Here is a 24,218-nt window from a genome sequence, read left to right as displayed (position 1 = left end):
AAAAAGTACATGTTCGTTTCATAATTATTCTCCTTCAATACTTTTTATGGTTAACTCATTTCCATTGATAAGATTCAGGTTATTACTTTGGCATTTAGGGCAATAAAAAAAATCTTTTACATGAAAAATTTCTTTACAATTATTGCATTGTGCTTTGATGGGTACTATTTCAATATTTAGTATGGCATCTTGTGCTATGGTGTTTTCGGCGGCACTTTCAAAGGCAAAACGAAATATTTCAGGAACAATCTGCTGTATCTCTCCCAAAAGGAAATTTACTTTTGAAATTTTACTTAACTTTTCTTTTTGGGATACTTCGATAATTATTTCAAACAAATTATTCACAATAGCAATTTCGTGCATTTTTTACCCGTTTATAATTGATAAGAGACAGATATCTTTCAGATGGAAGATGCTGTGTTATCAAGTTAAGGCTAAAACCGTAAATTTCATAACTGATTTGCAATATTTGCGATAGGATACGGCATTTTACCAACAATCAATAACGCTGATTTCATCGCTAAATAGTATTATTTGCATGAAAACTAGTGTGCAATTTTCACTCTTGTTGTCCGTGCCTGTTTTATTTATTGTATTATTGGTAAGTCCTTGCCGTCTAACATATTCGGGGTAATTGTTCCCCGGCGAGCATTTTAATCAAACGTTTTCCTCCTATTATACTATTCATTACTACCTCACCGCTATAGTTGTCTGTTATCTTCCCAATCAGGCTATATGATTTACCAAGTATGTCATTATGTAATATTTCTCTCATGGCGGTTTCATCCGCTTTATCAACCACAAATAATACTTTTCCTTCGTTTGCTAGGTAAAGAGGGTCAAATCCTAAGACTTCACATAATGCTTTTACGCTATCTTTAATCGGGATTTCCTTCTCATTTATTTCTATGCCCAATTTTTTTCCGGATATTACTTCATCAAGGACTGTCGCTAATCCGCCGCGGGTCAGGTCGCGCATAAATTTTACCCGAATTCCTGCATCCAATATCTTTTTAATCAAATGATTTAAACAAGCACAATCCGATTGGATATCGGTTTTTATAGGCAGGTCTTCTCTTGCTGTCAGCACAGCCATAGCGTGATCTCCAAGCGTGCCGTTAATAAATAATATGTCACCTGGTTCTAAGTGGTTACCCTTTGCAATGTTTTTATGTTCGTCTTTTACAATTCCAATTCCAGAAGTATTAATAAAAACCTTATCGGCTTTTCCTTTATTGATGACTTTCGTATCACCGGTAACAATTTGTACACCCGCGCTTTTCGCTTCAAGTGCCATTGCTTTTACAATTTCTTCCAGTTTGGCTAAAGAAAAACCTTCTTCAATGATAAATCCGGCACTTATAAATTGAGGTTGAGCCCCTGAGACAGCCAGATCGTTTATTGTTCCGCAAATCGCTAATTTGCCAACATTGCCACCAGGAAAAAATAGTGGGTCAACTACATATGAATCTGTGGTAAATGCAATATTGTTTGCTGGTATCGTTAAAATTGCAGAATCTGTGTTTTTTTTTAGTTCTTCATGATTAAAATATCTAAAGAATAAATTGTTGAGTAATTGATGCATCAACTTGCCGCCGCTTCCATGGCCAAGTAAAATATTATTTTCCATATTGATGATATTTAAAGTAGGACTGACAGGCACCTTCGTTGGAAACCATGCAGGCACCAACCGGATTTTCTGGACGGCAATTTTGAGCAAAAAGGATGCAATCGGAAGGTGATTTTTTACCTTTCAGAATTTCCCCGCAAATACAGCCTTTGTCCGGTTCTTTTGTTTTAAAAGATACGGAAAATTGATGTTCGGCATCGTATTTATAGTATTGGGGACGCAGTTTTAAAACACTTCTTTTGATAGATCCCAATCCGCGCCATTTTCCATCTACTGCTACAAACACCTGGTCCATAATTTTCTTGGCTTTTTTATTTCCATTGGGTTTTACAGCACGTTTGTATTGAATCTCTACCTTTGGATCATTATTTTTAAGTTGTACCAGAAGCATATGTATGGAATGTAAAATATCCAAAGGCTCAAATCCTGAAATAACGCAACCTAATCCAAAATCTCTGCATACTTCTTCATACATCGCAGAACCTGCAATGGTGCTTACATGCCCCGGACAGATGTAACCATTAATTTTTACCCCGTCCTCAACAATGGCTTTCATGGCAGGCGGCATTATTTTGTGGGCACTAAGAATTGAAAAATTGTTCAGATTCATTTGTTCTGCCTCTAAAACTGCAACAGCAGTACCCGGAGAAGTCGTCTCGAACCCAATGGCCGCAAAAACCACATTTTGTTTGGGGTTTTCAGTAGCTATTTTCAACGCATCGAGAGAAGATAATACAACACGGATATCAGCTCCGGCTGCTTTTGCTTTATCAAGGGAAGTGTATGACCCGGGTACGCGAATCAAATCGCCGAATGTGCAAATAATTGTTTTATCCAATTGTGCCAGAGCTGTTAAGTGGTCGATATAAGACGTGTCCGTAACACAAACTGGACAGCCGGGCCCCGAAATTAGTTTTATAGTTGAAGGCAATAACGATGGTATTCCGAATCTCTGTATGGCCATTGTATGTCCACCACAGACTTCCATAAAAATATAAGGTTTATCAGCTATTTTTTTTATTGAAGCACAAAGCTTATTGATGAGTTCCGGATTTCTATATTCATCGATATATTTCATGTTTTAAATGTTGGTATATTAGAAATGCGGTACATTGTAAATGTCTCCCTTAAACTCAACACTCACTTCTCATTACTCGCCGCTTTTTTCCATCTCTTCAAAAATTTGGAGCGTCAGTTTGGCCTCTTCTTCATCAATTTTTTGAATGGCAAATCCTGCATGTAATAATACGTAGTCTCCAACCTTTATGTCTTCAATCATTTGTAGCCCTGCGGAATAGTTTACGTTGCCAATTCTCACTTCAGCTTTATCACCTTTAATGGAAATTATTTTTGCCGGAATACTTAAACACATAACAATTTTGTTTTAATGATAATGTCACTACTACTGCTTTTATTGTTGGCAGAATTTACGAAGTTTATTTGTTTAAATAGTTTGCAGCTATTGCTATTTGTCCGAGGGCAATGCCTCCATCATTTGGAGGTACTTTTCGATTTGTATAAACTTTAAACCCGATATTTTGAAGTTGATGTTCTAGATGCTCCAGTAAATAACGATTTTGAAAAGTTCCACCAGATAAAATTACATGATTTATCCCATACTTTTGCTGCAATAAGGTCACAATTTTTAGGATTACTTCGATAATGGTCTGATGAAAGCGAGCGGAAATTATTGAAACAGGTACATTACTCTTTAAATCTTTTAGAATCTGGGCAATCGTTTTTTTGAATGAGATTATTTTACCGGATATTTCATAACCATATTTATCCTGGCATGTCTTATCGATTCTTGCTTCCAGTTTCATAGGTGCTTCCGCTTCAAAATCTGCATAATTGCATATGTTAATCATAGAGGCAATGGCATCAAATAAACGTCCTGCACTGCAACTTAACGGTACATTGATGTTTTTTTTCAGCGAAGAGAGTACCATTTTAATATGATCCATGGAAATACCTTGTAGGAAATCACAACCGGAATACTGAAATTTTTCCCCAAAAGTATGATAGAGGTATGCAACAGCCATACGCCAGGGTTGTTTCACTGCCAAATCGCCACCGGGCATAGGGATGTATTCAAAATGGTATTCCCTTGAAAAATCCGACAAATCACAACACATAAATTCACTGCCCCAAATATTTCCATCGGTTCCATATCCGCTTCCATCAAAACAAATCCCGATTACCTTATCCGTTAGCCCATGTTCAGCCAATACCGATGCGATATGTGCATGATGATGATAAACTTTTACACATTTGGTATTGTATTTCGTTTTAAAGTCATTAGCAAATTTTGTGGTGAGATAATCCGGGTGAGCATCGGTAACTATGCAGGCAGGATCACTTATATGGTATAAATTCATAAACCTGTCAACCGTTTCACGATAGGAATGGTATATTTCGTAATTTTTTATATCACCAATGTGTTGACTTAAAATAGCTTTGTTTTCTTTTCCAATGGCAAAGCAGTTTTTTTGCTCAGCACCGGTGGCAATTATGTTTTCGGTGCAAAACGGCACATCAATAGATCGTGGCACATACCCTCTGGAACGACGAATTAGTTGAGGTTTGCCATTTGTAATTTGTAGCACAGAATCATCAGCGCGGTTCCATATTTGACGGTTATACATTACAATCCCATCCGTATTGTTTTCCAGTTTGTTGACTACTTCATGATTGTCTGTTAAATTCGGTTCGCCACTAATATTACAACTCGTATACACCAATGCTTTTGTTTGTATTTTCTCAAAAAGCAGGTAATGAAAAGGCATATATGGTAACATGCAGCCCAATGTGTGTAAACCGTCGTTTATGCCGGGAGTAAGTTGCCTTTTTTGTTCTAGTAATACCACAGGGCGTTGCCATGATGTAATTGCTTTCTTTTCTTCGTTATTAAGAAACGCAAAATCTTCAACCACTTTCTCATCACTAAACATGACGGCAAATGGCTTTTTGTCTCTTCTTTTTATTTTTCTTACTTTATCTACAGCTAGTTGGTTCATGGCATCGCAGACAAGGAAAAAGCTGCCAACGCCTTTTATTGCTAATACACCACCATTTTTTATGATAAAGTAAATAGCTCGTATAATTTCATCTATCCTTAATATTCTATCCTTCTTCAACAGCAATGTATATCCAGGACCGCAATTATTGCAGGAAATTGGTTGTGCATGAAATCTCCGATCATCAACATCATAATATTCCTTCGCACAATCATGGCACATTTCAAAAACATCCATAGTAGTTTCCTTTCTATCATAAGGGAAACCTTTGATGATTGTAAATCGAGGACCGCAATGCGTGCAGTTGGTGAAAGAATAATGTAACCTGCGGGATTGAGTACTCATGTCGTGCAAACATTCACTGCATATGGCAATATCCGGACTGATTTCCGTAAAATCATGCGTGCTTTCAACGCTTTCGATTATTCTAAAATCATTCGAAAAAGATTGTTCTGTGGTGTAAAAATCAATAGATGTAATATCTGCTGCAGCAGGGCTATGAGTTGCGAGTGACTGTATAAAATGTAATTTATCATCTTCATTTCCTTGAAAACCAATCTCTACACCATTTCTGGTATTTCTTACAAAACCGGTGATGTGATTATTTTTAGCTAGTTTATATACAAAAGGCCGAAAACCAACTCCTTGTACAAGTCCATGAATACGTACAAAATTTTTATTTTCTATGTCGGCTCGTCTGAATAACATGTATTACCATTTTTATTTCACTATGAGCTTTATTGAATACTTGGTATTATGCCGATATCATTAATGATTGAGATTATCTATTATAACGTAGATAAGTCTCAACACATAATATAACCGGCATTATTTATTTTTAACTATAGTCAGTCTTAGTAAAAATATCATTTTATAATAAATAATGTCTCAAAAAAATATGATTATCTATGTATATTTTGTAACTTATTGGATAGTAATATACTAGCTTTATGTCAAGGATTTTAAAGTTACCGAGAGAGATTTGGGATGATATCCTCAAGCAATTGACGAAGGATTACCATATTTATGCCCCTATACCATGTGAAAACGAACAGGATTATGAATTACTTCATGATGATAACATTAGCGATGTGATTTATAATAAACCCAAACCTGCAACTCCTTTAAAAACTTTTTTATTACCTGTAAAACAAAACTTAGTAAAAGAAGATAATTTAAAACCGGGTATTATATTAGGAATTCCTGCCTGTGATCTGTCAGCAGTAAATTTGTTAAGCGAAATATACTTAGGTAAGGATTTTAAAGATACTGCCTACCAAAACAGATTAGAAAACTACTTATTTATAGGAACAGATTGTTACTCAATACAAGAACATTGTCATTGTACATCATATGGATGCAAACCTTATCCAACAGAAAATACAGACCTAGTATTATCCTGTATTAACTCAACTGTTTTTATAGAAGCCCTGAGTGTTAAAGGAGATGTTTTTATTGGACAAATCGAATCAAAGGTTGCTTTTAAAGAAGCCACAGAAAAAGAGGTAAATCAAATCAACGAGAAACGGGAAAGTAGTTTCCGACAACTCAAAGAAAAAAATAAAAAACTCCCGGATTACAAAAAAACAGGGGAACTAGTAAAGCAGGCAAATGAAGAAATATGGAAAAAATATTCCGATACATGTGTGTCATGTGGTGCATGTGCCACTATTTGTCCGACCTGTACCTGCTTTTTATTAATTGACAGACCTGGTTTCGAAAAGATTAGACAATTAGATGCCTGCCAATTACCGGCATTTGCTCGTGTGGCAGCAGGTGAGGATCCTTTGCAGGACTTAAATGTGCGGTTTAAAAACAGGTATATGTGTAAGTACGTTTGGAAACCGGAAAAATTTAATTCAGTTGCATGCACTGGTTGTGGAAGATGTATAGAAGCCTGTATTGGCAAGATTAATAAGAACGAGATATTTGTTGAATTAAATGAAGTGAAATAAAGTGGATGCTGATCAAAACATATATCAATGTATAAAAGCGGAACTAACTGAGGTTATCGAAGAGTCACCTACTATTAAATCGTTTGTTTTGAAGCCTGAAAAGGAATTTGAATTTAAAACAGGACAATTTGTAGAATTGACATTAGATGGAATTGGTGAAGCACCTTTTACACCATCATCATCTCCTCTTGAAAAAGATGAAATTCAAATTACCGTAATGAGAGCAGGTTATGTCACGGAAAAAATTCATCAGCTTAAACCTGGTGTTTTAATGGGTATTAGAGGGCCTTATGGAAGAGGTTATCCATTAGATAAGTTTTTTGGTAAGGAAGTATTGGTGCTTGGAGGTGGTTGTGGGTTTGCCCCATTGCGTTCTTTACTGTACAACCTAAAAGCAGAAGAAGACAAAATTAAAAAATTGGTCTTTTGCTATGGTTCCAAAACACCGGCAGAATGCATATATAAACCTTATATAAACGAATTGCGACAAATAAAGAAATTTGAGGTGCACAGAAGTGTGGATAGTTCTGACGAAACCTGGACAGAAGAAGTGGGCGTGGTAACCAATCTTTTAGATAAAATAACTATAAATGTTGAAGATTCTGTCGCTGTAGTTTGTGGTCCGCCGGTAATGATGAAGTTTGGAACTTTCAAATTACTTGAAATGGGATATCCTGAAGATAGGATTTATTTGTCCATGGAGAAAAATATGTCATGCGGATTAGGTAAATGCGGGCATTGTATGATGGGGAAATATTTCGTGTGCAAAGATGGACCGGTATTTACCTACGAAGAGGTAAAAGAACAGCCTGATATTTGGCAATAATTATTAAGATATGGGCAAAAGAGTAATTATTGATTTATCGAAATTTAGGGATTGCAGAACAACCGGGGAATGCGACAATCCGCAGCCGGCTGGTGTATGGTTAGGGTTCCCCGATAATACTGGTTTAAAAACAATCCGGGAGTTGGCAATTTTTCAGTTCACATGTCGAAAATGTGAAGATGCACCATGCATGACTGTTTGCCCTACTGATGCATTGGAGAGAAATAAGGATGGAATAATTACACGAGCATTAAACCTTTGCATATCCTGTAAATCATGTGTTACAGCTTGTCCATTTGGTACTTTGATGACCGATTTTTTTACATTCACTACACATGTGGATGATTATCTCGACCTGGCTGATGAGGATGACCTAAAAAAATTTATGGACCAATGCCCCGAAGGAGCAGTTGGTTTTACAGACAATGAAGCATCTGAAGATGAAAATATATACCCATTGAACGAAAAAATATTGATCAAAGAAGTTCCTTGGGACAAACTTAAATAGTGAAGTTTTAAATGCTTTAATACAAAACGATCCGATGGTAGCCGATTTATTTTATTATTTTATCTATCCAGGATTTTTATTTACTGCTGTAATAGGTGGTTTAATAGCTGGTGTGGACAGAAAAATTACTGCCCGTGTGCAGTTTCGTAAAGGTCCTCCAATCATTCAGCCGTTCTATGATTTTTTAAAGCTTTTGCTCGTAAAAGAAACCATTCTGCCTGCTAAGGGATCCAAAATCACATTTCTGCTTGCTCCTGTATTTGCGGTTTTCGGTGCTTCAACATCAGCAATCTTAATCATGTTACCGCTTTTCGGCATCAATACAGGTTTCCAGGGAGATGTTATTGTAGTATTTTATTTACTGGGTATCCCATCACTTGCCTATATTATCGGAGCGCTGGCTTCGGGCAATCCTCTTGCTGCTGTCGGTGGTTCGAGGGAGATGAAATTAATAATTAGTTATGAGCTTACTTTCATACTGATAATTGCAGCTATTATACTTAAGGCTGGGGCAAGTATCAGTCTATACAAGATAATTGAGATTCAACAGTCAGGAACTGCTTTTATAGGTAGTGTTTCAGGTGTTTTGCTGTTTATAGCAGCAATTTTTTGTGTTCAGGCTAAACTCGGACTTGTACCCTTTGATATGGGAGAAGCAGAAACAGAAATTGCCGAAGGGGCATTTATTGAATACTCAGGTTCTGCTTACGCGCTCATTAAACTCACAAAGTACATGTTGTTTTTTACTTTGCCGGCATTTATTATTCTATTGTTCTTGAGTGGAATACAATTTTCAGGGATCCATATATTATGGTCGGTTCTTAAGCTGGTTGCCGTGGTATTGCTTATCACGTTGATACGTAATACTAATCCGAGACTAAAAATAGGACAAGCGATGAGGTTTTTCCTTATCTGGATGAATCTTTTGGTGGTGGTTGCTATAACGTTAAGTTATTTAGGATATTAAAGATAGAGACGTGGGATTAAAAGATTTTTGTTTTAGAAAATCATTGTGGCTGTTTCATTACGGTGGAGCTTCTTGTAACAATTGTGACATCGAAATATTGGATTGTCTTACTTCAAGATTTGATGTGGAACGCTTTGGTATGAAGCTGGTAGGTAGCCCACGTCACGCTGATGTGCTGTTGGTTAATGGCTCTATTAACAAACGTGATAAAGACCGTTTGATCGAGGTATATAACCAAATGGCAAAACCCGTATTGGTTGTGGCAATAGGGGCATGTGGTTGCACAGGAGGAATTTTTGCGGAAGGCATCACTTTTGCCGGACCTGTTGATAAAATTATTCCGGTAGATGTTTACGTACCGGGCTGTCCTCCAAAACCTGAGGCAATCATAGGTGGAATAGTAAAATTATTGAATAAAAAATAATTTCTGGGATGGAAAAAGAACTGTTTATAGAAAAAATCACAACTCGTTTTGGAGATAAAATTCTAAGAACTGAAATCATAAAACAGAACAGAATTCTGGTTGATATCGACAAGCATGCTATCCTGGAAATAGTTGATTATTTGCATAATGGCATACAATTCAGGTTTATCATTGCTTCGGCATTTCATACAAAAGCAGGATTTGAAATATTGTATCATTTTAGTGATGATAAAGCGGGGAATATCGCAAATTTTCATGTGGTATTACCTCAGGAGAACCCGGAAATTGAATCGCTGACGCAGTGTTTTATTGCAGCCGATTGGATTGAACGGGAAATGCATGAATTATTTGGGATTACATTTTTAAACCATACCAATCCGGGTAAACTTCTTTCGGAAGGAAATTGGGCTGAAGGAGTTTATCCGTATAGAAAAGATTTTACAAAATAAAGGAGAATGAGCGAGAAAAAAGTCATACCGATAGGGCCGTATCATCCGCTTCAGGAAGAACCGGAACTTTTTAAGCTGTATTGCGAAGGTGAAATAGTGAAAGATGTAAAGTGGGAAACAGGTTATAATCATCGGGGCATAGAGAAGCTCAGTGAAAGTAAATCCTTTGATCAATCGTTTTTTCTGGTCGAGCGGATTTGTGGCATTTGTTCTACATCGCATCCTTTTGCTTTTGCAAATGCGATGGAAGAAATTGCTTGCGTGGAGGTTCCTGATCGTGCTAAATATATTCGAAGTATTATTGGTGAATTAGAGCGGATTCATAGTCATTTATTATGGGTTGGTTTAGCAGGACATTTTTTGGGTTATGATACTGTTTTTATGTGGGCATGGAAATATAGGGAACCGGTACTCGATCTCTTCGAAATGATCTCCGGAAACAGAAATAGCTATGCCATGTTTAAAATCGGTGGCGTGCGAAGGGATATTGAAAATGCCAAAATACCTAAGATCCGAGAAGTGCTCGCTTTCCTTAAAAAGAAGGTCGATTTATTGACGGGTGCTGTCATGGACGATTCCGTCATTCATGCACGTACAAAAGGTGTTGGAGTGATCACAAAAGAAGATATTATGGAGTATTGTGCTGTCGGCCCTACAGCCAGAGCTTCAGGCGTAGATATCGATGTACGGAGAGATGACCCTCATGCCGCTTATCCTCTTGTAGACTGGAAAGTAATTACTGCTCAGGGAGGTGATGTTTTTGCGAAAGCAGAAGTAAGACTTCTTGAAATGTATGAATCCATTAAAATTATAGAACAATGCCTGAACGGACTCGGAAAGTTAAAAGAAGGTGATATTGAAGTTGTGGTCAAAAATATTCCGGCAGGAATAGGCACCGGACGTTATGAAGCACCACGGGGTGAAGTATTCCATTTCGTAAAAACAATAGGTACAAATTCACCGGCAAGGCATAAAATCCGTGCCCCGAGTTATGTGAATATTGCAACCTTCAAAAAGTCATGTGTTGGACAAACCATTTCTGATGCGGCAATATCGCTGGCAGCTGTTGACCCTTGTTACTGTTGTACCGAACGCATGGCTGCGGTATACGATTACGCTACAGGCGAAAAGGTGTTGAATGGTGTAGAGATAATTGAAAAGTCGAAAAGAAAGTCAGATGAAATAAGACGTAATAGTTGATTGAGTTTAAGTCATGAGCGAAGCAGGTAACATCATAATATTACCCATAGTTGTCGGGATACTACTTCTGATATTCCCGGATAAAGTGAAAATTATTAAGGGGCTGATTGCCGTCGTTATTTCACTAATATCTGGCTTTTTTGCTATTAAACTGTATCAAACCGAAGCTGCAATTGTGGATTTGAGTCTGTTCTCCGGACTGATTACAGAAGATTCGCTATCCCTTAGAGGTATAAATACTTACTGCCAGTTAAATATCGACCCGTTAAGCCAGCTTATTACTTTAGGGATCAGTTTTTTTGCTGTACTAATTTCCATCTATTCGCTTACCAATATTACCAGGGAGAAAAAGGTCTATCATTTTTATCCTTTTTTCTTAATAACACTGGGATGTGCCAATGGCGCGGCATTATCAGATAATCTGATTCTTTTCCTTGTATTCTGGGGGGCACTTGGACTAACATTATACAAATTAATTAAAGGGTATGATGAGGAAAGTTCTGCTGCTGCTAAAAAAACATTAATTCTAATCGGCGCTTCCGATAGTGTTATGATGATAGGTATAGCTTTAATTGGGGTAATTGCAGGTACTTATAATATGTCTGAATTGAATATCAGCACGTCAACAGGGATTGGGATTATGGCTTTTTTAACCTTACTTGTTGGTAGTTTTACAAAAGCCGGTGCCTTTCCTTTTCATACATGGGTACCCGATTATACCCAAAAAGCTCCGGCTGCATCATCCGCCTTTTTACCGGCATCATTGGATAAATTACTGGGTATATATTTACTTGCCCGGTTATGTACCGATATTTTTGTGTTGAACCAATGGTTAAAACTGGTTATATTAATTCTTGGGGTTACTACTATCATTACAGCTGTACTCATGGCTCTCGTACAACACGATTATAAAAGATTACTAGGTTTTCATGCTGTCTCTCAAGTGGGTTATATGGTAATAGGTTTTGGCTTAGGAACACCCATTGGTGTTGCGGCCGGATTATTTCATATGATAAACCATGCGCTATATAAAAGTGGATTGTTTTTATCCGCTGGTAGTGTATACCACCAAACTGGCCAATCAGATCTGAATGGGTTAGGAGGATTATCTAAATCTATGCCCATAACTTTTATAGCAGCTCTTGTTTTTGCGTTGTCCATTTCGGGTATTCCTCCATTAAATGGTTTTGCATCAAAATGGATGATCTACCAGGGAATTATTGATTTTGGAACATTACCTGGAATCGCAAATCAATTATGGATGGTCTGGCTTGCTCTGGCAGTAATAGGTTCCGCACTAACGCTGGCCAGTTTTGTGAAATTTATGACTGGAATTTTTATGGGGCGTCGAAATCCGGACTTGGAATCAGTAAAAGAGGTGAACGTTTTAATGTTGAGCCCCAAAATAATATTAGCCCTGATTTGCATTTTGTTGGGTGTATTTGCTACTGATTATTTCGTTCCAAAAATATTCTATCCTATTACAGGTCAGTTCAAATTTGTTGGTATTTGGCAATCTTCATTTGTCTCATTGTTAGTAGTTCTATCGGTTATCCTGGGATTACTAATTTATTTAATAGGAAATATAAAAAACTTCCGGACAGCCGACAGTTATGTTGGAGGAGAGAAGTGGGAAGAGAAAGCGGCATTTCCGGTCACCGGATTTTATGATACGATCCGAAATGCAAAAGTATTCAAATCCATGTACGATAAGGCGGAGAAACACTGGTTTGATATTTACGATCTAACCAAAAGCGTAGTGCTAAGTTCCAATAAGGTACTAAGTAAGGCGCATACTGGTATTTTAACTGATTATACTATCTGGCTTTTTGCCGGATTGGTTATTATGCTCGTGTTATTTTTAATAGTCTGACTTAAACTGAAATATTTAAAAGAAATGGAAATTCTTCTGTCTGCCATAATATTTCTCATGATTATCGGAGCGTTGTATGCAATACATGCCAAAGATTTATTATCAGCCCTTATTGCATGCGGTATAGTAGGATATAGCCTTGTAATATGTTTCCTGCTTTTAAAGGCTCCTGATTTAGCTATTGTTCAGATTGTAGTAGAAACAATTACATTGATATTCATGGTTGCCGTTATCCTTAACAGCACGCGTGAAGAAGTGAAAAAACAATATACAAAGCGTGCTTTAGTCAATATCGGAATTGCGTTAGTGGCAATAATCATATTAGTTATTTCATTTCATACTGCTACAGAAGCACTTGATCCTTTAGGCAGCCATGCAACCCGAATGTCAACAGCGTATATTAAGGGAGCAGAAAGAACGGGAAGCGCCAATCTGGTTACCGGTGTTTTATTTGATTTTAGAGGTTACGATACTTTAGGAGAAGCTACCATTTTGTTTACCGCAGTTATTGGCGTATTAACTGTGCTACGGTTAAAGGGAAGAAAATACTAACATTGAAATGATCTGGGATTATGGAAGGAATGTCGAAAATTGTTAAAACTGTTACCGGGCTACTCTCCGGGGCTGTTTTTATATATGGGCTGTATATCATTACGCATGGTCATCTTACTCCTGGTGGAGGTTTTGCAGGTGGTGCTTTGGTGGCTGGATCCTTTATCCTCTTGATACTGGCATATGGGAGTGACATACTAAGGTTAAAGAAGGAAGAAACTGAAAGTTCGATTACAGAAAGCAGTGCAATTTTAATTGTATTAATTCTGGCGGCTATAGGAATGTTTGCCGGAGGTACGGCTTTTATGAATAATTATTTACAGTTGGGAAAAGTCGGAGAACTTATTAGCGCTGGTGTAATCCCACTTTACAACCTGTTTGTTGGTATGGAAGTAGCTTCGGCATTGCTAACTATATTTTTAGCATTGGTCATTTATAAAAAAGAGGTATTGAAATGATGGCTTATATCTTGTGTTTCATATTATTTCTGGTAGGGCTCTATGGTGTGATAACCAGGAGGAATTTAATTAAGATAGTTATTGGATTGTCTGTCATGGAGTTTAGTATATTTCTTTTTCTGGTGATGATAGGATATATGAATAATGCCCAGGCACCTATTCTTACAGCAGGAATGGAAAATGCTAAATTTGTTGATCCACTGCCGCAGGCTATGGTATTAACAGCTATTGTTATCGGATTGGCCACAACAGCCATGTTATTGGCTATAGCCATCCGTATCTTTAAGAAATACGGAACCTTTGATATAACAAAAATCAACAATTTAAAAGGGTAATTATGGATAACCTGATAATATTATTTGTTATAGTTCCCCTGGGAAGTGCATTTCTGATCCCGATTATCGGGAAATTTATACCACACTTCCAGAAAGCATTTTCATTGCTCGCTTTATTGTTTCTTTGTGCCCTTATCCTTAATTATTTATTTTCCGGCAATACGCAATATGTTGTTTACAAACCAGGAGGTTGGGGGTTGGTGGAAAATGTTCCGATAGGAATCTATCTGGTTCTGGATGGTTTAAGTGCTTTTTTGTTGTTGATTATCAATGCTATCGGTTTATTGGTGGTTTTTTATGCCTTCTCGTATATGAGAAAATACACAGCCGAAAATAATTTTTATGCCTTGTTGTGTTTAATGGTGGCCGGGATGAATGGTGTAGTTCTTACCGGAGATATATTTAACCTTTATGTTTTTCTTGAAATAGCGGTAATAGCTTCTTATGCATTGGTGGCGTTCGGAATTGAGAAAAACGAATTGGAAGCCTCGTTTAAATATCAGGTCTTAGGAGGGATTGCTTCGTTGTTAATCCTTCTGGGTATATCTCTGCTTTATTGGCAGACTAAAACCTTAAACATGGCAGATATTTCCAATGTACTCACAGTTCAGGCCAATAACGAAACAATTTTATTTATTCAAATCATTTTAATCACCGGATTCGGACTTAAGGGGGCTATGATTCCATTTCATGCCTGGCTTCCGGATGCACATTCGTCTGCACCATCACCTATATCGGCAATGCTTTCGGGAGTGCTTATTAAAGCAATTGGTATCTATGCCATCATCAGGTTATTTTATAACATGTTTGCCATTACCTACCCAATAGCATTGATCATAACCGTTATCGGAACCCTATCGATGGTAATAGGCGTTTTACTGGCCATTGGACAATGGGATCTTAAGCGGCTTCTTGCTTATCATAGTATTAGCCAGATGGGATATGTCGTAATAGGAATGGGAATGGGAATGCTGATTTTAGCAAACAACGGAGATAGAATCGTGGCCTCTCTTGCAATTGCGGGTGGATTATTCCACCTCATAAATCATGCAGTTTTTAAAGGACTTTTGTTTTTGAATGCCGGGGCTATTGAATACGTCATTGGTACAAGGAATTTAAAACAAATGGGAGGCTTGGCTAAAGGTATGCCGGTTACTTCCGCAACATCGTTGAGTGCCTCAATGGCTATTTCCGGAATACCTCCGTTTAATGGATTTTTCAGCAAACTGCTCATTGTTATTGCTGCCATAAAAGGACATTATTATCTTCTTGCTGCATTGGCGGTATTTGTAAGCATAATAACATTGGCCTCGTTTCTGAAATTTCAACGGTATGCATTTTTCAATAAAACGAAATATGGTGGTAAGGCGATTGTTAAAGAAGTTCCTTTTGCGATGGCTTTTTCAATGATCGTGATGGGTGTTTTATGTATGGCACTTAGTTTCTTAATATTTCCCGGAGTACGGGAACTCATTCTTTCACCAGCAGTGGAAGTACTTATGGAAACCACAAAATATTCTGGTAAAGTATTAGGGATATGATCAAGGAGTTTAAAATTTAAACGAATGAAATACATTGTATTGTTTATATTTTCTTTAGGTTTCTGGTTGTTACTGACTTTTAGTCTTAGTTTACAGAACATTATGGTAGGTGTGGTGGCTGCTTTGCTTACTGTTTTATTTTTTGGGAATTTTTTCCCTGAAAAAACGGCAAGACTCCTGCAGCCGCAGCGGTACTTGTGGTTTATCGTATACCTGTTTATATTTATTTGGGAGTGCCTTAAGGCCAATTTTGATGTTGCATATCGTGTGTTGCATCCTGCCATGCCCATAAAACCTGGAATTGTTAAAATAGAAATGTCGCTTAAAACCGATCTGGCGCGTACAATTCTGGCAAATTCCATAACCATGACCCCGGGCACAATTACGGTTGATATGATAGGCGATTTATTATACGTACACTGGATTTATATTAGTTCTACGGACCCTGAAGTATATAGTAAAAAAATTGCAGGAAGATTTGAAAAATATATAAAAAAGATCTTCGAATGAATGACTTGTTAAATATATTCCTGTATGTACAAATTGCACTTTGTGTATTTTGTCTTTACAGAATAATCCGTGGACCTTCCATACCGGACAGAATGGTTGGGATCGATATCTTCGGCATTCTGGTTGTTGGAATATGTGCCATCCTGAGTGTCATTACCGGGAAGACATTTATTATTGATATCGGAATTGCATGGATAATTCTAAGTTTTATCGGAACCCTTACCTTGGCTAAATATTTGGGGGGTAGTAATTTGAACGAATAATAATGCATTATGAAAACAGTAAGCATCATATTAATAGCCATAGGAATTCTTTTTAATCTGTTCGGGTGTATCGGTCTTATTCGTTTACCCGATGTATACAACAGATTGCAATCGGCAACAAAATGTGTTACGCTCGGAACATGCAGCATTTTGCTGGGCGTATTGTTTTATTACGGTTTTATAGATATCGGTGTTAAGGCGCTTATAACCATTCCGATATTGTTTTTTACGGCAACAGTTGCAGCACATGCATTGGTTAAAGGAGCCTATGAATTTGGGGTTAAATTAGGAGATAAAAGTGTTAAGGACGATTATAAGGAGGTTGAAAAATGAAGTATCCAAAACTACGCGAAATAAAAGAAGCGGTGATATCCCTGTTTTCACCGGCATATACCACAAAATTTCCGGCAGAACCGCATGAACCCTATGAAAACTTTAGGGGTAAGCCAGTGGTAGATGATAAAAACTGTGTAGGATGCGAAACTTGTGCTAATGTTTGCCCGTCCCTAGCCATTACATTTGAAGATGATAAGGAAAACAAAATACGGCGGATAAAAAGAGATTACGGTAAATGCATCTTTTGTGGTCAATGTGAGGAACATTGTATCACTGGAAAAGGAGTGATGTTATCTGATAAAATATATGATATGGCTTCCTTCGACAGAAAAGAAAATATCGAATATCAGGAAAAAGAACTGCTGATTTGTAAAAATTGCGGAGCTGTAATTACAACCAAGGAACATATTTTATTTATGCACAAAAAGCTGGGGCCCAAAGCCTATTCATCACTTATGAACCTGAATATGATAAACGAAAAACTAAAGTTAGCACATGTAGAAGATATCGAACTGGAAATTCAGGATCAGATGAAACGAAAAGACATGTTTAATATTTTGTGCCCGAATTGTTTAAGAGAAGCATTGATTAATAACCTAAGAAAATGATAGAGTTCTTAAACGAGTTAGTGGGCCTTGATAAAAAGATTCTTTTTGCCGGAATAGGAAATGTGCTCAAAAAAGACGATGGAGTAGGTGTGTTCATCAGCAAGCGAATTTCCTCCTCTCGAAATATAAATGCATTAACAGTTGAAGTAAGTATCGAAAACTATATCGGTAAAATTAATTCACTGTCACCCGATATTCTTGTCTTAATTGATTGTGTACATTTTAATCGCCAGCCAGGTTATTTCGAACTGCTTGACTTGGATAAAATACAGGATTTTACCACCAACACACATAATATCTCGTTAAAGAAAATCAAAGAACTTTTTCATGTGCCCATAATACTTGTACTTGGCATACAACCCAAAACCGTAGATTTTGGAGAAGAGGTGTCTGCAGATGTTCTGCAGGCCGCAAATCAGATTTTAGATATGATTAATATCGATTAATTATAAAAGCTATCTTTTGGAAGAAATAGTAGTAACTCATTGGCATGTTGGTCGCGGACACAAATAAGGCAATGTTGTGCTAAACTGTAACCTACCATTTAATAAATAAACCCGGATTATGTATTGTAGGTTCGTCATGAGCATTGCAAGTACAATAAAACAAGGCATTACTGAAACAAGGCATAACTTGTCCCGATTACTTTCGGGAGCATCGTTCTGGTGAGTTGAAATGATGCAACGAAGTGTCTTGTTTTAAAGTAATATTTCAATGTGTAATAGAATTTCTAATGCATATTGCGGGATAAATGAGTATTGGGTATTATGTGGATAACCTTCCTCAATAATACAAAACAAGTTGTCCCGATCTATACGTCAAGGTAACATTGAATAGCCTGAATCTGTACTGTTAAGAATTGATTAGAGGTAACCGCTTTTGATTTTGTTAATACGTATAATGACACAACTCCTATTATCTTCTAATATTATATTTTGTATGGATTGTTTAAAAAAGTGAATGGAGCAGAAAATCATGGGTGCCTTAAATGCTATCTCATGTGTGGTGTGGTAGCACAAAAAAAAGCTGCCAGAAGGCAGCTTTAAATCTTTATAATAGAAGAATTATTCAGATAAGTCTTCAAATTCTACGTTTGTGTATTCGTTATTTTGCACTGCATCAACTAGTTGCTCAACTGGTTCTTCTATAGGTGTTTGGTTTTGCTTAATGAATTCGACAGCTTCTTGCAGTCCATCAGCGAATTTTTCGAAATCTTCTTTGTAAAGAAATACCTTGTGTTTCTCAAAGTGAAATCTCCCATCCTGCTCAAACTTTTTTTTACTTTCTGTAATCGTTAGGTAATAATCGTTTTTCCGAGTAGCCTTAACATCAAAAAAGTAGGTTCTTTTTCCCGCTCTTACCGCTTTTGAAAAGATTTCTTCTCTATCGTTCTTTTCAAAACCTTCTTTTTTCTCATATCCTTCCATCGTCAATCAATTAGTTGTTTTGAATTATATTACACTGGTTTGTTGTTTGCCATCCAAAAATGGGAATTATTTTTTAATTAATCTAACCTTTGTATGCAAAATTTACTATAATCAATAATAATTGGTAATAATTTTGTCCTTTTTTGCGATAAATTGTATTCAACAATGAGGTATTCAATTACTAAATAGAAGAAGTTCCGCGTTTGTATATTTATCGATAAGATCATTATAGTACATCAGAGTTGATTGTTTCACCAATTCGATCGGAAAGTCGGGCAAAGTATACATTTTTTATGCTTTAAAAGTTAATATTTTTGTGGTATGATATGAAAAAAGACCTATTTTTGCGGCATAATCAATTATTAAAAGTTCTTTGAGGAATGTTAAATAGAAGACTACTAAGGGTGAAAGTGATGCAAGTTTTGTACGCGCACTACCAACATAACGAAACCACCATCCAAAATTCTGAGAAAGAATTATTTCACAGTATTTCCAAATCTCTTGATCTATATTATTTATATATTCTTTTAATGTTAGAAGTTAGGGATTATGCGATTGGTCGTATTGAGTTTGGGAAAAACAAAAAAATGGCTTCTGCCGAGGAACTTAACCCCAATACAAGATTTGTAACCAATAAAGTACTTTCTAAATTTGCAGAAAGTGAACAGGTTAGTAAATATATGGATCAAAAGGGTAACAATTGGGCAAACTACAAGGAGGTGATTAAAAGTTTGTATGCTGAAGTAATCAAATCACAGCAATACAAAGATTATTTGGAAAATCCTGAGAATTCGTTTGAGGTAGATAAAAAGTTTATTGTCAAGTTACTGGAGAAAGTAATTGCCTATTTTGAACCTATTTATGCAACGTTTGAGGAACAAAGCATTTATTGGAACGATGAAGTGGAGTTTGTTTTAAGTATGGTTGTTAAAACCGTGAAGAGCATGGAAGATGAGGTTCCTGTAAAACTAATGGGTCAGTTTAAGGACGAGGATGATGAGGATTTTGTGAAAAGATTGTTCCGAAAAGCAGTGGTTAATCATCAAGATTACCTCGACTTAATTAAAAAGCACTCCAAAAACTGGGATGTGGAACGTGTAGCTTTTATGGATATTATATTAATGCAAATTGCCTTGGCTGAGTTGGTAGAATTTCCTAATATTCCTGTAAAAGTATCAATGAATGAGTATATTGAAATCGCTAAACATTATTCAACCGACAAAAGTGGGGTGTTTATCAACGGAATTTTAGATAAGGCTATCGTGGAATTAACAGAAGCCAAAAAAATTAAAAAAGTGGGTAGAGGCTTGGTTGATGGTGCAAAATAAAAGGGTTTATATTATATTAGTATTTATAGGCTGTTTGCTTGTCGGTTGCGCTACCGGCGGTTCAAAACAAAATCAAGAGCTTGTTAATCATCATACCCAAATTACTTTTGAGAAAATGAATCATGTTTTCGGGAAAGTAGTCGGAGGGGAAACAGTAGGGTGCTATTTTAATTTCACTAATACAGGTGAGTTTCCTTTGGTTATTCAGCGGGTAAAGCCAGGTTGCGGGTGTACAACAGTAAAATACACCAAGGAACCTGTGTTGCCAGGAAAAAATGGCGAGATTGAAGTGAGATTTAATTCAAGCGGTTTTTCCGGGCAACAATATAAAGTGATACAGGTGCATGCCAATATTGAAAATAAAATGAAAGAATTGGTTATTTCGGCCAATGTTATAAATTAGATAAATTAGGTTAAAATGAATTTACAAAGTATTTTTTTACAAGCTGCTCCTTCCGGAGGGCAAAATATGTTAACATCTATCTTACCATTTATTTTAATTATTGTGGTTTTTTATTTCTTTATGATCCGCCCACAAATGAAGCGTCAAAAAGAATTAAAAAAATACCGCGAAGAACTTAAAAAAGGAGATAAGGTAATTACCACTGGTGGAATCTATGGTAAAGTAGTTGAAATTAAAGAGACGTACGTTGTTGTAGAAATAGCTAGCGGGGTTGTCATTAAAATTGATAAGTCTGCTATCATCATGGATATGTCAGATGCACAAACAAAACGATAAAAGATAATTTTTTTATATGAGGCCAATGACTACATTTGTGGTTATTGGCCTTTTTTTTATGATGAAACATTTGAAAATTAATATCGAAGAGTGGAAAGATAAAACCAAGAGTTCGGTTAAGTCTCTAAGGCAAAATCGCGATTTGTTGGCCTTCCTTCTATTTCTAATATTGTCCACTGGTTTGTGGTTTTTAAATGCTTTACGTAAGGAATATACAACTACCATTTCGTACCCTGTAAAATATGAGGATTTCCCTAAAGATTTTATTCTTCTGGGTAAACCGCAAAATAAACTGCAGTTAAAAATTAAGTCTTTAGGTTACGGTATTCTACCCTATCATATTGGTAAAATTCTTGATCCGGAACCGCTTAATGTTTCATCGTTCCGAAGGATTAGAAGCGGGAGCAAATACGGGGCTTACATACCTACACGGGAAATGTTGAATGATATTTCCAATAAATTGTCAAATGGAGTAGAGCTGATTGAGATTTACCCGGATACCCTATACGTGTTTTTTGAGAAAAAAGAAAGCAAAAAGGTAGCTGTTGTATTTGATTCGAAACTAAGCTTTGAGCAACAGTTTTACCAATCAGGAAGAATAACTGTAATACCTGATAGTGTAGAGGTTGCCGGGCCGGCTTCGCTTGTGGATTCAGTTGATTTTATTAAAACGGAATCTAAGAGTTATGAAGGGCTGAAAGATTCTTTGGTACGTAATGTGGCACTGGAACAATTAAACAATATTGAGGTAAGACCAAACCGGGTGGTCGTCAATATTCCGGTAGAAGCCTTCACGCAAAAAAACCTTAGAATTCCGGTTGATCAACTTAATATTCCGGATAGTTTAACGCTGAGAAGTTTTCCTGGGGATATCAACTTATCTTTTATGGTTGCGGCCAGTCGCTTTAATGACATTAAAGCACAGGATTTTTCGGCGATTATTGATTTTAAGCAAAATACATCAACCCGATTGCCGGATAGGTTAAAGGTGAAACTATTGGATCAACCCGAGGGTATCAAAAATGTTACATACTCACCTTTATTTGTGGAATGTTTGTTTGAAAAGGCAAAATCAGATGATTAAAGTAGGCGTAACAGGCGGCATAGGTAGCGGTAAGACCACCGTGTGCAACATTTTTAAAACCCTTAATGTGCCTGTGTATAGTGCCGACCAGGAAGCTCGATATCTGACCGATTCGCACCCGGATATTATAGCAGGGGTAAAAGCGTTGTTCGGTGCGGATATATATGTCAATGGTCAATTAGATCGTAAAAAAGTAGGTTCCTTGGTATTTGCCAACAAGGAACTTTTAACAGGCTTAAATAATATTGTTCACCCTGTTGTAGCCCGGCATTTTAAGGATTGGTTGGCACATAACAAACATCATCCTTATATTTTAAAGGAAGCAGCCATATTATTCGAAAGCGGAGCAAACAAGCATGTGGATAAGGTGATCATGGTTACTGCTCCCAGAGACATTAGGGTACGGAGGGTAATGAGACGTGACAATTTTACCGAAAAAGAAGTGATAGGAAGAATGAATAATCAAATGTCGGAGAAAGAAAAGGTTAGATGGTCTGATTATGTTATTCGCTGTAACGACAAGGAATTAGTGATTCCACAGGTGCTGGAAATTCATAAATCGCTCTTGAGGCAATAATGTCAGCTTTGGTCCTATGGCATGAAAAATGATAGGGTGAATAACTGGTTTGCGAAATTTAAAGATCCGTGTTAAAGATCTTATATAAAAAAATATAAATATGAACATATTTAAAATATCCGGTTCTTCATTGCTGGGTGCAGGATTGGGCTGGTGGATTGCAGGACCCGTTGGAGCCATTCTGGGTTTTGTGCTGGCTTCTTTTGCCGAAGGGATGTCTAAAGAGTTGGAGCCAGGTGCCAGAACCGAGGGAAGCGCCAGGGATGGGTTTGTAGCTTCGCTGTTGGTTTTAATGGCGGCGGTGATGAAAGCGGATGGGAGAGTAGTTAAATCTGAATTGGATTTTGTAAAAACCTACCTCCGTCAGGCGTTTGACGAGCAAAAGGCAGCAGAAGCGCTATTGATGCTGAGGGATATCTTGGAGCGTGATATTCCGCTGGCCGAGGTCTGCAGGCAAATAAGTATGCACGTGGATTATAGCTCCAGGGTACAGCTTGTGCATATGTTGTTTGGAGTAGCCAATGCCGATAAGGAAATACCTCCAAGTGAGCAAAATGTAATTCGGCAAATCGCCTCCGGTCTGGGTGTTTCGGTCCGCGATTTTGAATCGGTAATGAACATGTATGTCAAAAATACGGAATCGGCATATAAAATATTGGAGGTGGAATCTTCCGCCAGCAATGATGAAATTAAAAAAGCTTATAGAAAAATGGCTGTAAAATTTCATCCGGACAAAGTGGCCCATCTGGGTGACGAGTTTCAAGCTTCTGCTAAAGAGAAGTTTCAGAAAGTTAACGAAGCTTTTGAGGCTATCAAGAAGCAAAGAGGTTTCAATTAGAATGTTAAATAATTTGTAGTTAATCCTATTCTGTTATTTTTGCACTGAATTTTTAAGCCCAATAGTGCAACAGGGAATTTAATCGAAAAAAAAATTGTAATGAGTGAAATGTTAAAGGGGATATTGGCTGTATCAGGACAAAGTGGATTGTTTAAAATGATTTCGCAAGCCAAAAACAGCATTATTGTTGAATCGTTGATTGACGGGAAAAGAATGCCGGCTTATGCAACTTCCAGGATTAGTGCGTTGGAGGATATTTCCATTTTTACCGAGGAAGCAGATGTGAAATTGGTCGATGTTTTTAAGCGTATTTTCGAGAAAGAAGATGGGGGACAGTCAATTAGCCATAAGGCGTCGGCTAAGGAACTGAAAAGCTATTTTGCCACGGTTTTACCAGATTACGATAGGGACAGGGTATATGTTTCAGACATCAAGAAAGTTATCATGTGGTACAACCTGTTGGTAGATAAGGATTTTTTTAAGTTTGGTGAAGATGTGGAGGCTGAAGAGAAAGAGTCATCCAACGAAGAAACAAAAGAAGCAGAAGCTTAAGATAAATTTGTTTTAGCGGAACATCAATAAATAATAAAGGGTAAAATCGACAGGTTTTACCCTTTATTATTTAAGCAGAAACTGTCTAATCCTGATTGTTCACAAATAACCCGGATTATGTATTGGAAGTTCGTCATGAGCATGGCAAGTACAATAAAACAAGGCATTACTGAAACGAGGCATCACTTGTCCCGATTACTTTCCATAGCCGTTAACTTAAG

General features: G+C 37.0%; 30 protein-coding genes. 24 read left to right on the top strand and 6 right to left on the bottom strand.

Annotation, left to right across the window (positions count from 1 at the left end; translation table 11 throughout):
- Positions 1-24 precede the first annotated feature (24 nt).
- From hypA to hypF, 5 genes are all read right to left on the bottom strand, one after another.
- Positions 25-363 carry a hydrogenase maturation nickel metallochaperone HypA gene (hypA, locus tag ACRD64_RS16180; RefSeq protein ID WP_430934496.1) on the bottom strand — a complete coding sequence of 113 codons (339 nt, stop codon included), beginning with the start codon at positions 361-363 and terminating at the stop codon, positions 25-27.
- Positions 364-616: 253 nt separating this feature from the next.
- Positions 617-1,630: a hydrogenase expression/formation protein HypE gene (gene hypE / locus ACRD64_RS16175; protein ID WP_430934495.1), complete on the bottom strand. Its 1,014-nt coding sequence runs from the start codon at positions 1,628-1,630 to the stop codon at positions 617-619.
- Positions 1,620-2,708 (bottom strand): hydrogenase formation protein HypD, encoded by a 1,089-nt coding sequence (gene hypD, locus ACRD64_RS16170; RefSeq protein ID WP_430934494.1) that lies wholly within the window; start codon positions 2,706-2,708, stop codon positions 1,620-1,622. Before hypD ends, hypE begins: the two co-directional genes overlap by 11 nt.
- Before the next feature lie 72 nt (positions 2,709-2,780).
- Positions 2,781-3,002, bottom strand: a complete 222-nt coding sequence (locus ACRD64_RS16165) for a HypC/HybG/HupF family hydrogenase formation chaperone (protein WP_430934493.1) — start codon at positions 3,000-3,002, stop codon at positions 2,781-2,783.
- 64 nt (positions 3,003-3,066) lie between these two features.
- Positions 3,067-5,355, bottom strand: coding sequence for a carbamoyltransferase HypF (gene hypF / locus ACRD64_RS16160; protein ID WP_430934492.1), 2,289 nt, complete (start codon positions 5,353-5,355; stop codon positions 3,067-3,069).
- A gap of 383 nt (positions 5,356-5,738) precedes the next feature.
- Between hypF and ACRD64_RS16155 the strand changes: the two genes are divergently transcribed.
- Genes ACRD64_RS16155 through ACRD64_RS16075 form a run of 17 tightly spaced genes read left to right on the top strand, consistent with a single transcriptional unit; the run spans position 5,739 to position 17,898 of the window.
- The gene (locus tag ACRD64_RS16155; protein WP_430934491.1) at positions 5,739-6,602 is read left to right on the top strand and encodes a 4Fe-4S dicluster domain-containing protein; all 864 of its coding nucleotides are present in this window, start codon (positions 5,739-5,741) and stop codon (positions 6,600-6,602) included.
- Between the two features lies 1 nt (position 6,603).
- Positions 6,604-7,428 carry an FAD/NAD(P)-binding protein gene (locus ACRD64_RS16150; RefSeq protein WP_430934490.1) on the top strand — a complete coding sequence of 275 codons (825 nt, stop codon included), beginning with the start codon at positions 6,604-6,606 and terminating at the stop codon, positions 7,426-7,428.
- Between the two features lie 10 nt (positions 7,429-7,438).
- A complete protein-coding gene (locus ACRD64_RS16145) occupies positions 7,439-7,936 on the top strand; it encodes a 4Fe-4S dicluster domain-containing protein (protein WP_430934489.1) in 498 nt (165 codons plus the stop codon).
- A gap of 34 nt (positions 7,937-7,970) precedes the next feature.
- The gene (locus ACRD64_RS16140; protein WP_430934488.1) at positions 7,971-8,903 is read left to right on the top strand and encodes a respiratory chain complex I subunit 1 family protein; all 933 of its coding nucleotides are present in this window, start codon (positions 7,971-7,973) and stop codon (positions 8,901-8,903) included.
- A gap of 10 nt (positions 8,904-8,913) precedes the next feature.
- Positions 8,914-9,327, top strand: coding sequence for an NADH-quinone oxidoreductase subunit B family protein (locus ACRD64_RS16135; protein ID WP_430934487.1), 414 nt, complete (start codon positions 8,914-8,916; stop codon positions 9,325-9,327).
- An 8-nt stretch (positions 9,328-9,335) separates the two neighbouring features.
- Positions 9,336-9,776 carry an NADH-quinone oxidoreductase subunit C gene (locus ACRD64_RS16130; protein ID WP_430934486.1) on the top strand — a complete coding sequence of 147 codons (441 nt, stop codon included), beginning with the start codon at positions 9,336-9,338 and terminating at the stop codon, positions 9,774-9,776.
- 6 nt (positions 9,777-9,782) lie between these two features.
- Positions 9,783-10,976 (top strand): nickel-dependent hydrogenase large subunit, encoded by a 1,194-nt coding sequence (locus ACRD64_RS16125; RefSeq protein ID WP_430934485.1) that lies wholly within the window; start codon positions 9,783-9,785, stop codon positions 10,974-10,976.
- Positions 10,977-10,989: 13 nt separating this feature from the next.
- Positions 10,990-12,849, top strand: a complete 1,860-nt coding sequence (locus tag ACRD64_RS16120) for an NADH-quinone oxidoreductase subunit 5 family protein (RefSeq protein WP_430934484.1) — start codon at positions 10,990-10,992, stop codon at positions 12,847-12,849.
- 24 nt (positions 12,850-12,873) lie between these two features.
- A complete protein-coding gene (mbhE, locus tag ACRD64_RS16115) occupies positions 12,874-13,401 on the top strand; it encodes a hydrogen gas-evolving membrane-bound hydrogenase subunit E (RefSeq protein ID WP_430934483.1) in 528 nt (175 codons plus the stop codon).
- A 20-nt stretch (positions 13,402-13,421) separates the two neighbouring features.
- Positions 13,422-13,859, top strand: coding sequence for an MnhB domain-containing protein (locus tag ACRD64_RS16110; RefSeq protein ID WP_430934482.1), 438 nt, complete (start codon positions 13,422-13,424; stop codon positions 13,857-13,859).
- A complete protein-coding gene (locus ACRD64_RS16105; RefSeq protein WP_430934481.1) occupies positions 13,856-14,194 on the top strand; it encodes a sodium:proton antiporter in 339 nt (112 codons plus the stop codon). The genes ACRD64_RS16110 and ACRD64_RS16105 overlap by 4 nt, the downstream gene beginning before the upstream one ends.
- 2 nt (positions 14,195-14,196) lie before the next feature.
- A complete protein-coding gene (locus tag ACRD64_RS16100) occupies positions 14,197-15,735 on the top strand; it encodes a complex I subunit 5 family protein (protein WP_430934480.1) in 1,539 nt (512 codons plus the stop codon).
- Between the two features lie 24 nt (positions 15,736-15,759).
- Complete coding sequence (locus ACRD64_RS16095) at positions 15,760-16,245, top strand: Na+/H+ antiporter subunit E (RefSeq protein WP_430934479.1); 486 nt, start codon at positions 15,760-15,762, stop codon at positions 16,243-16,245.
- Positions 16,242-16,508, top strand: coding sequence for a monovalent cation/H+ antiporter complex subunit F (locus ACRD64_RS16090; RefSeq protein ID WP_430934478.1), 267 nt, complete (start codon positions 16,242-16,244; stop codon positions 16,506-16,508). Before ACRD64_RS16095 ends, ACRD64_RS16090 begins: the two co-directional genes overlap by 4 nt.
- Positions 16,509-16,517: 9 nt before the next feature.
- A complete protein-coding gene (gene mnhG / locus ACRD64_RS16085; protein ID WP_430934477.1) occupies positions 16,518-16,841 on the top strand; it encodes a monovalent cation/H(+) antiporter subunit G in 324 nt (107 codons plus the stop codon).
- The gene (locus tag ACRD64_RS16080) at positions 16,838-17,452 is read left to right on the top strand and encodes a 4Fe-4S dicluster domain-containing protein (RefSeq protein WP_430934476.1); all 615 of its coding nucleotides are present in this window, start codon (positions 16,838-16,840) and stop codon (positions 17,450-17,452) included. Before mnhG ends, ACRD64_RS16080 begins: the two co-directional genes overlap by 4 nt.
- Positions 17,449-17,898 carry a hydrogenase maturation protease gene (locus tag ACRD64_RS16075; protein WP_430934475.1) on the top strand — a complete coding sequence of 150 codons (450 nt, stop codon included), beginning with the start codon at positions 17,449-17,451 and terminating at the stop codon, positions 17,896-17,898. Before ACRD64_RS16080 ends, ACRD64_RS16075 begins: the two co-directional genes overlap by 4 nt.
- 618 nt (positions 17,899-18,516) lie before the next feature.
- Here the strand turns inward: ACRD64_RS16075 and ACRD64_RS16070 are convergent.
- Complete coding sequence (locus tag ACRD64_RS16070; protein WP_430934474.1) at positions 18,517-18,879, bottom strand: DUF3276 family protein; 363 nt, start codon at positions 18,877-18,879, stop codon at positions 18,517-18,519.
- Between the two features lie 380 nt (positions 18,880-19,259).
- On the opposite strand from ACRD64_RS16070, the gene nusB reads away from it, so the two are divergent.
- The 7 genes from nusB (at position 19,260) to ACRD64_RS16035 (ending at position 23,997) form a co-directional block, all read left to right on the top strand.
- Positions 19,260-20,207 carry a transcription antitermination factor NusB gene (nusB, locus tag ACRD64_RS16065; RefSeq protein WP_430934473.1) on the top strand — a complete coding sequence of 316 codons (948 nt, stop codon included), beginning with the start codon at positions 19,260-19,262 and terminating at the stop codon, positions 20,205-20,207.
- Positions 20,194-20,610, top strand: a complete 417-nt coding sequence (locus ACRD64_RS16060; RefSeq protein WP_430934472.1) for a DUF1573 domain-containing protein — start codon at positions 20,194-20,196, stop codon at positions 20,608-20,610. The genes nusB and ACRD64_RS16060 overlap by 14 nt, the downstream gene beginning before the upstream one ends.
- Positions 20,611-20,625: 15 nt before the next feature.
- Entirely contained in the window at positions 20,626-20,946 is a 321-nt protein-coding gene (gene yajC, locus ACRD64_RS16055; RefSeq protein WP_430934471.1) for a preprotein translocase subunit YajC, read from the top strand.
- A 25-nt stretch (positions 20,947-20,971) separates the two neighbouring features.
- Positions 20,972-22,030 carry a CdaR family protein gene (locus tag ACRD64_RS16050; protein ID WP_430934470.1) on the top strand — a complete coding sequence of 353 codons (1,059 nt, stop codon included), beginning with the start codon at positions 20,972-20,974 and terminating at the stop codon, positions 22,028-22,030.
- Positions 22,023-22,607 carry a dephospho-CoA kinase gene (gene coaE / locus ACRD64_RS16045; protein WP_430934469.1) on the top strand — a complete coding sequence of 195 codons (585 nt, stop codon included), beginning with the start codon at positions 22,023-22,025 and terminating at the stop codon, positions 22,605-22,607. The genes ACRD64_RS16050 and coaE overlap by 8 nt, the downstream gene beginning before the upstream one ends.
- Positions 22,608-22,707: 100 nt before the next feature.
- Positions 22,708-23,445 carry a TerB family tellurite resistance protein gene (locus tag ACRD64_RS16040; protein ID WP_430934468.1) on the top strand — a complete coding sequence of 246 codons (738 nt, stop codon included), beginning with the start codon at positions 22,708-22,710 and terminating at the stop codon, positions 23,443-23,445.
- Between the two features lie 99 nt (positions 23,446-23,544).
- Positions 23,545-23,997, top strand: coding sequence for a DUF5606 family protein (locus ACRD64_RS16035; RefSeq protein ID WP_430934467.1), 453 nt, complete (start codon positions 23,545-23,547; stop codon positions 23,995-23,997).
- The last annotated feature ends 221 nt before the right edge of the window (positions 23,998-24,218 follow it).

The sequence above is a fragment of the Saccharicrinis sp. 156 genome (assembly GCF_050589685.1).
In the GTDB taxonomy this organism is placed as follows: domain Bacteria; phylum Bacteroidota; class Bacteroidia; order Bacteroidales; family Marinilabiliaceae; genus Saccharicrinis.
This window is presented reverse-complemented; position numbering and strand designations above follow the sequence as displayed.